Below are 9,599 nucleotides of genomic sequence, written 5' to 3'. Positions count from 1 at the left end.
GATGGCGACTCGGCAGGTTTAACCCTTGAGGCCCGTCGCAGCCGGTGCAATCAGCGGGACCTGCTCCACAATCTCGAGCCCAAAGCCCTGCAGAGCCGGGACGTGGGTGGGTCGGCTTACCAATAACCGAATGCGGCGCAGTCCGAGATCTGCCAGCATCTGACTGCCCACGCCGGTGTGACGGAGCGTCTGTTCCCCTCGTCCACGCCCGCTGTGTTCGCGATTGAGGACGATGCGGCCAAGGCCAGGTTGCGCACCCGGAGCACGCTCGCGTTCTGACGTGTGATCGATCGTGTAGCCCGGCGAGGCGTTATGCAAGTAGATCAGCGCGCCCTTGCCTACCTCTGCAATGGCCTGCATAGCGGCTTCCAGGTTGCGGCGGGACTCATCGCCATCCATCTGCAGGACTCCGCCCGCAACTGCGTGGGTGTGCACCCGGACCAGAACCGGTTCCGCCGCCTGCCCGGCAGGGTCGCGCCCCAGGTCGCCCCGCACCAGGGCAAAGTGGCTGGCGTGCTCCTCGACGTCGCTGGCGTAGGCGAGCATCTGGAACTCGCCCCACGGGGTCTGTACCGTGGATTGCCCGACGCGGTGCAGGTACTGCTCCGTTTGCAGCCGGTACCGGATCAGTTCCGCCACCGTGAGCATGGCGAGATTGTGTTCACGGCAAAAGGCCACCAGGTCTGGCACCCGGGCCATGGTGCCGTCGTCATTCATGATTTCGCAGATGACTCCGGCTGGAATCAGCCCGGCCATACGGGCCAGGTCGACCGAAGCCTCCGTCTGGCCGGCCCGCACCAGCACCCCACCCTTGCGGGCACGCAACGGGAACACGTGGCCCGGGCGGGCGAGGTCCGCAGCCGTGGTGCCCGGACGCACCGCCGTCAGAATAGTGTGAGCGCGATCTGCTGCGGAAATGCCCGTCGTGACCCCTTCCCGGGCTTCGATGGACTCGGTAAACGCAGTCCCGAAGCGGGAGGTATTCTCGGTTGCCATGGGCGGTAGCCGCAGGTAGTCCGCACGTTCCTCGGTCAGGGTCAGGCAAATCAAGCCGCGACCGTACTTGGCCATGAAGTTGATGGCCTCAGGCGTGGCAAACTCGGCCGCCAGGGTCAGGTCGCCTTCGTTCTCCCGGTCTTCATCGTCGACGACCACGATGATCTTGCCTTCGGCGAACTGCCGCAATGCTTCGGGTACGTCGACAAAGGGTGCCTGGGCCATCGATGGATACTCCTGCGGAAACGCCGCTCCTATTGGAGCGGCGTTGGGTGGTCTGAGATGCGGAAACTGAACAGAGCTTAAAGTGAGGATTCGATTTCGAAACCCCAGGCTTCCAGCAGGGATTCCGGGATGTACTTCGAATTCTTGTTCCGCCGGGCCCATTCGCGCAGCCGGGTGGAGCGAACGTACTGGTCCGGGGTCAGCTTGTACTCCTTGACGACCTGTTCGAAAGAAGTGATGGTGGGAACCACCGGGCCGATCGGCTCCGGCTTGCCCCAGTTGGGGTTACCGCGGCGCTTTGCCATGCTTGGTGTCTGCTCCTTCTGCTGCGGCTGCCTTGCGAGAGCGCTCCCAAGCGCAACCAAACGCTTTAGTTTAGCCCGTTTTGGCAGAAATGTCGAGTCCGCCTCAGTCGACCAGATCGCCCGCTTCCAATTGTCGGATCGCCCGTTCCGCCCGATTGCGCAGCTCCGTCCGTTCGCTCGCTGACTTCTTGTTCAGGGTGTTGTAAGGCATTCGCAGCCGCTGATTGCTGCCCAGTAGATCCTGGTGCCGCTCCAGGAAGCTCCAGTAAAGCGCGGTCAACGGACAGGAGCCAGGGCCGGTGCTCTTCCGGGGATCGAGCCGGCACTTGCCACAGTAGTCGCTCATGCGGTTGATGTAAGCCGCCCCGGACACGTACGGCTTGGTGCCGGTGATGCCGCCGTCGGCAAAGGTGGACATGCCGAGCACATTCGGCTCGACGACCCAGTCATACGCATCGACATACGCCACCCAGAACCAGTCGGTCAGCTCGCGGGGCGAGAAACCGCACAACGTAGCCAGGTTCGACAGCACCATCAAACGCAGGATGTGGTGAGACCAGCCCTGAAACATCACCTGGCTGGTCGCCGTATCCAGGCAGAACATGCCGGATGGAACGCCCCAGTATGCCGGTGGCAAAGGGCGATGCGCGTCGAGCGCGGACGGCGTAGCTGGCCGGTCGGGAGCGGCGTCGTTCCGCTCCTTCACCAGCAACGCGCTGTACTCGTTTGCCGATCGGTTGCTCGGCGGATCCGGGCGCTGCTCCACCGTGCGGAATCCGTCCGTCACGCGATGAATGTGGCGCATGAACTCACGCCAACCAAGTATCTGTCGAATAAAGCCTTCCGCCCTTGCGAGAGGAAGCTGCAGGCGGTCGTACGCGTCTGCCACGTCACGAATAACGTCTTGCGGCAGGATCCGGCTCACGTTCATCAGCGCGGATATGGCGGAGTGGAACAGCATCGGCTCGCGGGACGACATCGCGTCCTCGTACGGACCAAAATTGGGCAAGAGCTCCTTCAGGGCGAACTGCCAGTAGGCCCGGCAGTCCGAAGCCGTGACAGGCAGATCGAAGCCGTCGAAAGTGCCGATGCTGGGGACGCCATTGTGGCTGAGCCACTCTATGAGTTCCAGCGTGATGGCATCCGGTGGGTAGCTCGGTCGGGTCGGGACCGGGACCTCGCCCCGATAGGCCTGCCGATTGTCCGCATCGAAGGAGAGCTGCCCACCCACGAACTTTGTGGGCGAGTCCATCAGGATGCCGGTCTTCTTGCGCATGTAGCGGTAGAAGCGCTCCATCAGGAACTGCCGCTGTCCGCGGCCGCCAACCTGCGGAGCTGACGCGGGCTCGTCGCCGAAGACAGCGCTCCAGTCCTCAGCGGTGGAGAGCCACGCATCGTCAGGCCCTATGGTGAGGTCCAGACCCTTCGCCTGCCATGTCTCCAAATCCTTGCGAAGCTCGCGTTCCGCCGGCTCCGCAAGGTGAATGCTCGGCAGGCCCAATTCCCTCTGCAATTCGAGCAGCTGCTCGCCATAGCTGGGCGGACCGTTGCGATAGATCACAGCGACGCCGCGCGCCTGTTGCTCCAGGGCGAAATGCCTCATGTTGGAGAGGACGACCAGCACCTTCTTCTTGTGGTACGGGCGGTTCCGGCCCTTGGCGTGGGATTCGATCAGAATCAAGCCGGCTTCCGCAGGTGCAAGCTTTGCCAGCGGACCAATGCGATCGTTGATCCTGTCGTACGGGACAAAGACCCAGGTGCGACGTTTGCGCTCGGCAGCATCGGGTTCGGCCGCGCGCATCTGCTCCAAAAACGGCATGGATTCAGCCTACGCGGGCCGAGAGATCTTTAAGTCTTCGGCTTTCGCGCCGTGAACGAAACAGAGGCGGCCTAGCCACGATGCCAACTCCGTCAGGGAAGCGGCACGGTGCCCGGTCCGCTAGCGCCGTCCAGACTTCTTCGGAGCCGATTTAGCGGCTTTGCTAGCCGCCTTCTTCGCTGGCCTAGCGGGTACGCTCTTCACCGGCGCTTTCGCAGGAGCCTTCTTGGCGGGAGTCGCCGAGTTCGGCTTGATGCTCTTCGCCTTCACGGCTTTGACTGCAGGCTTCTGCTTCGAAGATGCGGAAGGAGCCGCAGCACCCTTTTTCGGAGGCGCGGTCTTGACCGCCTTGGCTGCTTTGGCCGGAGCCTTCGTGCCCTTTGCGGAAGAAACTGCTGCCTTTGAACTCGGTTTTGCCGAACCGCCACTCCCTTTCTTCGGCTGAGGGACGGACTTGGCCGGGCTTGACTTCTTTGCGGGCGGTGCCACCTTGGCAGCGTTCCGCGAGGGTGCTACTGCTTTGGCCGAGTTGCCACGGTCCGCTTGCTTGGGTGCAGCCTGTTTCGCAGAGGCTTGTGGAATCACCACTGGCCGTTTTGCCGCAACGTCGCGGGATGCCTCCGGGTGCGGTGTGGTCGCCGCCTTACCCTGACGTGTCGCCACAGGCGCTGGTTGCGCGGTGAGCTTCCTTGCAGCTTCGGTGTCCGCTTCGGGCAGGACTTTCGGAGCCTTCGCGGGTTTGGCAGGCTTCTGCGCCGTCGGCTCCTCCTCTCTCGGAGCGAGCGGTGCCACTTTGCCCTCCAGAGGAGTCTCCGGTGTCGGCTCGGGTCCGCGATCCGGACCGGTGAGCGTTCCGGGCTCCATCAGGCCTTCCGCCACGCCCAATGCTTCCTCTTGCTCGGCGACCGTCTCAAGTGTTGCCTCGGCCTCTGCAGCCGCGGCCTTCTTGCCCTTGGCCCGGCTCGGACGAGCTTCTTTCTTGGCGCGCGCACGCCGCAGGTTTACCGGCGGCGGTGGGGCTGGCGGCGAATACGGTTCCAGGTACGCCTTCAGCTCCTCGGGCGTGGACAGCTTTCCGTCCATCAGCTCGAAGAAGAGCTTGTCGAGCAACTCCTTGTACTCCGGCAGATCGGGCGTGATGCGCATCTCCTGCAGGGTGGCGTATGGAATGCGCTGCCGGGCGGTTGGAGAGTCGTTCAGGAAGGTCTTGAGCCGCTGCTGGACCACGCCCTTGCCATTGAGCAGCATGGAAAGGACGAGTTCGGGTTCGGCTTCGTGAAGCATGCGCCACGCTGCGGACGGGGTGGCTGCTTCCTTACCGGAGAAGCGGGTCTGCAGGTCGCGGGTGCGGCTCTCCAAGGTATCGACCTGTGTGGCGAACCCCGGTCGCGCGAACGATTTTTTCACCGCAGCCTGATCGGCCGCGGAGAGCTTCCCAAGCAGAAGAGGCAGCGCCAGGGCGGAGGCATCCGCCAGCACGCCCTGCGTGAGCAACTGACCCTGCTTCTCGCGCAGGTCCGTGAGCGCGGCTTCGTTCGGCTTGGCCGAGGCGAGCTGGGGAGAGAGCAGCTTGAGCCAGCCCTCCGCATCCAGAGCACGCATCACGCGCACCGGATCTTCTTCGTAGAAGATTTCTTCCAGTTCGTAGCCGATGCTTTCCGGCGCGACTGAGCCGAACAGATCTTCCGCCTTGGCACTTTCGTAACGTTGGCGGGTACGCTCCTCCATCTGCCAACCGAGCCGTGCGCTCAGGCGGATGCCGCGCACCATGCGGATCGGATCTTCCAGGAAGCCGTAATTGCTGATCAGGCGAAGCTCGCGGTTCTCGATGTCGGCGACGCCGTTCAACGGATCCATGAGAAGACCGTAGGAGCCCTCGTTCAAAGACAACGCCATGGCATTGGCGGTGAAGTCGCGCCGGCGAAGGTCTTCGATGATCCCGGTGGGAGTGTAGACCGGCTTGCCGGGTTTCGGGAACTCGATAGAGACAGCGGTGCTGACCTCCACGCGGACGCCGCCCGGAAACAGGAAGTACAGTACCTGCGCGCGGGCGTTGTCCCCGGTGAAGATGGCGCCTGAGGCCTCAACCCCGGCCCGGAGCTTGGTCGCATCGCCGACAACGGTCAGGTCCAGGTCGCGAACGGCGCTGCCCGCCGTTAGGTCGCGGACGGCACCGCCGGTCAGAAAGACTGTCATCTCCTCCGTGCGGGCCAGATCTCTGACGATGCGGATGGCGCGCTGCTGGGCGGCGGAAAGGCGATTTTCCAGGAGGTAGATATAATCGGCCATGGGGCGTTCTTGAACTCCGGAGACCGGCCTGAGCCGGTATACAAACCTCGCCTAAGACGCACAATCTGCTCTATTTAGTCGCACCTGGCGGGAACCCTGTAACGCCCTAGCGTACCATAGCGCTTTCGTCGAAGTCACGCGGTTTGTTGCACACACGGATGTGCGGTGAGGCAAGGGCGTTGCCAGAGATGTTGGCCCCTCAAGCAAGGAGCGGATTTGGGAAGCGGACAGAAGAAGGTGATCGTCCGGCGCTTCTCTCCCGGCCTGCTGCGGGGATATCTGCCCGCAACCGGTTTCGTTTCGCGCAAAGCGGACAGTCCGGTGCTGCAACTGCTGGACCTTGCCGGCCGGGTGCAAGACGTGCCGCTGCACGACGTGAAGATCGTTCACTTCGTTCGGGAATTCAACCTGACCGACGAGGCGAACCCGGAGAGGCTGCCGCGCAAGCAGTTCCTGGCACGGCCCAGGACAGAGGGGCTCTGGGTCAGACTCGCTTTTCGTGACGGCGACGACCTGGAAGGCCTTGCCGCGCTTGACCTGTCTCTGGCAGCAGGGCTGGCGGACGACCTGGGTATCCAACTGGTGCCGCCCGACGTTCGCGGCAACTCGCAGCGGGTCTATGTTCCCCGCTCGGCGCTGTCTGCGCTGCAGGTGGTCGCCGTAGTCACCACACCTACCCGCCGCAAACAACTGGAGCAGATCTCGGCTAAGGCCGATGAACCGGTGCCTCAGGCCGACCTGTTCCCGGATGCGGTCGCAACGGAGGTCCGATAATGCCGCCGCTTACGCTGACCCTTGGCGAAATCGCTCAACGGATTGGAGCAGAACTTCAAGGCGACGCGGAAGTTCCGGTGCGCGGTGTGGCCGGCATCGAAAGCGCGGGGCCAGACCAGGTCACCTTTGTTGCTAACCCAAAGTATGCGGCGCAGGTGCGGTCCACCCGAGCGGCCGCGGTGCTGGTCGAGCCCGACTTCCCTGCCGTTGATGCGGTAGCGACGCTGCGGATTCGCAACCCCTACCTGGCGTTCGCGCGAGTGCTCGACTTCTTCTATGCTGCCCCGGCCTACGCTCCTGGCGTTCACCCGACCGCGGTAGTCGATCCTTCGGCCATCATCAAGGATGGCGCTCACATCGGCGCGTACGCGGTTATCGGTCCAGACGTGGTGCTGGGTTCGGGCGCAGTCGTTCTGCCGCACGTCGTGATCTATCAGGGGGCCCGGATCGGCGACCGATTCTTCGCTCATGCGCATGCGGTTGTCCGCGAGTTCTGTCAGATCGGCGATGACGTGACGCTCCAAAATGGAGCCGTGATCGGCGGGGACGGTTTCGGCTACGCCAAGGACGGGACCCGGTGGCGCAAAATCGTGCAGTCCGGCGTGACCGTGCTGGAGGACGGCGTGGAGGTGCAGAGCAATAGTTGCATCGACCGTGCCAGCATCGGCGAGACACGCATTAGCCGCGGCAGCAAGGTAGACAACCTGGTCCAGGTGGGACACGGCTCGCTTGTCGGGCAGGACACGCTTCTATGTGCGCAGGTTGGGCTCGCCGGATCGACCGAGATCGGCGACCGCGTGATCCTTGCGGGTCAGGTGGGTGTGGCCGGGCATTTGAAGGTGGGCGACGATGCCGTAGCCACCGCGCAGACAGGCATTCCAAGTGACGTGGCCCCGCGGTCCGTGGTCTCTGGCTACCCTGCAATGGACAACCGGCAGTGGCTTCGAGCAGCGGCGGGCTTTGCCCGGTTGCCGGAGTTGATTCGCGAAGTGCGCGCGCTTCGATCGCGATCTGACCGAAATGTGAGCGAAGCCCGGAACGGAACCGATAGCAACGACACCAATGGATGACGCGGAGCCGTTGCGGTGCATCCAACGCCGTGATGAGTGGAGAGGATCAGAAGGACGGCGCAGAGTTGGCAGGTTCAACGGCAGGTCCGAATGTGATCTCCATGCCTTCGCCGGCGCACGTCCGGGTGCTGTTGCTGGATGACGATCCGGCGACGTTGTTGCTGAGAGCGGCGATCCTGCGGCAAAACGGCTACGAGTGTTTCCCTGCCAGCTCCGTCGAAGAGGCCAACGAACTGATCGATTCGATCGATGTGGCGGTGCTGGACTACCACCTGGGACAGGGCAAGTTCGGCACGGAGGTCGCGACGGAGCTGAGGCATCGCAGGCCCTCGGTTCCCATCATCATCTTGTCGGCAACGCTGGAGCGCCGTTTCGGCGGTGTAGAAGACATGCACCTGCTGAAGGGGTATTCCTCAGTCGAGGATCTTTTGAGCGCCCTGCGAGCCCTGGAAGCCAAGCGGCGCGGAGCACCCGTGGTCGTGGACGCGCGAGACTTCTATTACTCGCGCATCGCTCGGGCCATTGGGGTGGATGTGCTGGTGCAGATTCTGGAAGCGGATGGGACCTGGGTTTATGTCAACGAGGCGGCCGCGCAATACCTGGGACAGCCGCGCGACTGGTTCTCCGGGCGCAACCTGTTTACAGAGTTAGGAGAACGGCTGCGTGATTGGCGCGACGTTCTCGAAAAGGTCGCGACGTCCCGCGAAACGTACATCGACCGCACGCGGCGGGGACTGCTGAAGGAGCCCAAGGCCGAAGAGCAGACAGCCACCTGGAGCGTGCTCGCCTTCCCGATCATGCTGCACGACGGCAGTAACGGCGTGGTGCTGAGCGCCCGTAGCCTGGATTGAGCGAACCGCGGCAGAGCCGCTAGGCATCGCACGTTCGGGCTTGGCATCGCTGCACTGCTAAAGTTTGGCTATGCGCTTCCTGTTTGTCGCCGTGCTGTGTGGATCGCTTGCACTGGCCGGTTGCCGTTCCCGATACGTCGAGGCCAGCGTGACCAACGCAAGTGGATCACCGCTTCACACGGTGCAGGTGGCGTACCCGTCGGCCAGCTTCGGAACGCAGGATCTTGCCGACGGCCAAACCTTCCGCTACCGCTTCAAGGTGATTGGCTCCGGGCCGATCAAGCTGGACTTCACCGATGCGAAGATGCAGGAGCATCTGCAGACAGGGCCCGCGCTGAACGAGGGTGACGAAGGTAGCCTTTCCATCCGCTTTCCCGCACAGGACCGCGCCGAGTTCCAGGTCAACGTGCATGGGCACTGAAGTGGGTGCCGCTCCGACTTCGCGTCGAGGACTCTTTCTTACCTTTGAAGGCCCGGACGGATCGGGAAAGACCACGCAGTTGCGGCTGCTTGCGGAGTGGCTGCGCAGCCGCGGCCTGGATCCCGTAGTGCTGCGCCAGCCCGGATCGACCGCGCTGGGTGAACGCATCCGGGCCATTTTGCTGGACAGCCGCAGCGAAGCAGTCCTAGGGCCGATCGCTCCCTTGGCGGAGCTCGCGCTGATGTTCGCGGACCGCGCTCAACAGATTGCAGAGGTGATCCAACCAGCGTTGGAGGCCGGCCGGGTGGTGCTTTGTGACCGGTATACCGACTCGAGCGAGGCGTACCAAGGTGGCGGCCGGCAGCTTGGGTCAGACCGGGTCCTCGCGGTTCACCGTGCCATCTGCAACGGATTCCAGCCGGATGCTACGGTGCTCCTGCTGCCGGATGTCGAAGTGTCACTGGCGCGGGCACAGCAGCGGAACGCTGCGTTTCAGCAGAAGCACGGCGGTGCGGACGAGAACCGGTTCGAGGCGGAGGGCGAGGCCTTCTTTCGCCGGGTGCATGCAGCGTATGAAGCAATCGCAGATCGTGAGCCAGAGCGGGTGTTGATCTTCCGCGACGGCGGCATCGAGGAGATTGCCGCGGCTATCCGCAGCAGGCTGGCGCACTTGCTGCCAGAGTCAACCGGCACTGCAGGCTAAGAGTGCCGCTAGGTCTTACGGCTCACGGTGACAAGGCCATTTCGCTTGCAGGTGTCATCGATGTTCGCGGCTTGAAAATGCTTCGGCAAACCCCGCATCCGCACTGAACCGAGCTGGCGCGGCGCGCGCGCGAAGCGCGGCCGGCA

At 63.5% G+C, this 9,599-nt stretch carries 9 protein-coding genes; 5 read left to right on the top strand and 4 right to left on the bottom strand.

What is annotated here, in order from left to right:
- Positions 1–18: 18 nt before the first annotated feature.
- The 4 genes from ribB to OHL12_RS04520 all read right to left on the bottom strand — a co-directional run bounded on the left by ribB (position 19) and on the right by OHL12_RS04520 (position 5,634).
- Entirely contained in the window at positions 19–1,221 is a 1,203-nt protein-coding gene (gene ribB, locus OHL12_RS04535) for a 3,4-dihydroxy-2-butanone-4-phosphate synthase (RefSeq protein WP_263412640.1), read from the bottom strand.
- 77 nt (positions 1,222–1,298) lie between these two features.
- Complete coding sequence (locus OHL12_RS04530; protein ID WP_263412639.1) at positions 1,299–1,526, bottom strand: hypothetical protein; 228 nt, start codon at positions 1,524–1,526, stop codon at positions 1,299–1,301.
- A gap of 103 nt (positions 1,527–1,629) precedes the next feature.
- Positions 1,630–3,345: a cryptochrome/photolyase family protein gene (locus OHL12_RS04525; protein WP_263412638.1), complete on the bottom strand. Its 1,716-nt coding sequence runs from the start codon at positions 3,343–3,345 to the stop codon at positions 1,630–1,632.
- Between the two features lie 120 nt (positions 3,346–3,465).
- A complete protein-coding gene (locus OHL12_RS04520; RefSeq protein ID WP_263412637.1) occupies positions 3,466–5,634 on the bottom strand; it encodes a CCA tRNA nucleotidyltransferase in 2,169 nt (722 codons plus the stop codon).
- Positions 5,635–5,850: 216 nt separating this feature from the next.
- On the opposite strand from OHL12_RS04520, the gene OHL12_RS04515 reads away from it, so the two are divergent.
- The 5 genes from OHL12_RS04515 (at position 5,851) to tmk (ending at position 9,453) form a co-directional block, all read left to right on the top strand.
- The gene (locus OHL12_RS04515) at positions 5,851–6,408 is read left to right on the top strand and encodes a DUF6982 domain-containing protein (protein ID WP_263412636.1); all 558 of its coding nucleotides are present in this window, start codon (positions 5,851–5,853) and stop codon (positions 6,406–6,408) included.
- 14 nt (positions 6,409–6,422) lie between these two features.
- Positions 6,423–7,478, top strand: coding sequence for a UDP-3-O-(3-hydroxymyristoyl)glucosamine N-acyltransferase (gene lpxD, locus OHL12_RS04510; RefSeq protein WP_263415074.1), 1,056 nt, complete (start codon positions 6,423–6,425; stop codon positions 7,476–7,478).
- Between the two features lie 32 nt (positions 7,479–7,510).
- Entirely contained in the window at positions 7,511–8,329 is an 819-nt protein-coding gene (locus OHL12_RS04505; RefSeq protein WP_263412635.1) for a response regulator, read from the top strand.
- A 70-nt stretch (positions 8,330–8,399) separates the two neighbouring features.
- Positions 8,400–8,750 carry a hypothetical protein gene (locus OHL12_RS04500; RefSeq protein ID WP_263412634.1) on the top strand — a complete coding sequence of 117 codons (351 nt, stop codon included), beginning with the start codon at positions 8,400–8,402 and terminating at the stop codon, positions 8,748–8,750.
- Complete coding sequence (tmk, locus tag OHL12_RS04495; RefSeq protein WP_263412633.1) at positions 8,740–9,453, top strand: dTMP kinase; 714 nt, start codon at positions 8,740–8,742, stop codon at positions 9,451–9,453. Before OHL12_RS04500 ends, tmk begins: the two co-directional genes overlap by 11 nt.
- Positions 9,454–9,599: the final 146 nt, after the last annotated feature.

It is taken from the genome of Terriglobus aquaticus (assembly GCF_025685415.1).
GTDB classification, from domain to species: Bacteria; Acidobacteriota; Terriglobia; order Terriglobales; family Acidobacteriaceae; genus Terriglobus; species Terriglobus aquaticus.
This window is presented reverse-complemented; position numbering and strand designations above follow the sequence as displayed.

Coding starts and splice junctions, on each gene's coding strand:
- ribB (WP_263412640.1), bottom strand. CDS start 1,221: ATGGCCCAGGCACCCTTTGTCGACGTACCCGAAGCATTGCGGCAGTTC.
- OHL12_RS04530 (WP_263412639.1), bottom strand. CDS start 1,526: ATGGCAAAGCGCCGCGGTAACCCCAACTGGGGCAAGCCGGAGCCGATC.
- OHL12_RS04525 (WP_263412638.1), bottom strand. CDS start 3,345: ATGCCGTTTTTGGAGCAGATGCGCGCGGCCGAACCCGATGCTGCCGAG.
- OHL12_RS04520 (WP_263412637.1), bottom strand. CDS start 5,634: ATGGCCGATTATATCTACCTCCTGGAAAATCGCCTTTCCGCCGCCCAG.
- OHL12_RS04505 (WP_263412635.1), top strand. CDS start 7,511: ATGAGTGGAGAGGATCAGAAGGACGGCGCAGAGTTGGCAGGTTCAACG.
- OHL12_RS04500 (WP_263412634.1), top strand. CDS start 8,400: ATGCGCTTCCTGTTTGTCGCCGTGCTGTGTGGATCGCTTGCACTGGCC.
- tmk (WP_263412633.1), top strand. CDS start 8,740: ATGGGCACTGAAGTGGGTGCCGCTCCGACTTCGCGTCGAGGACTCTTT.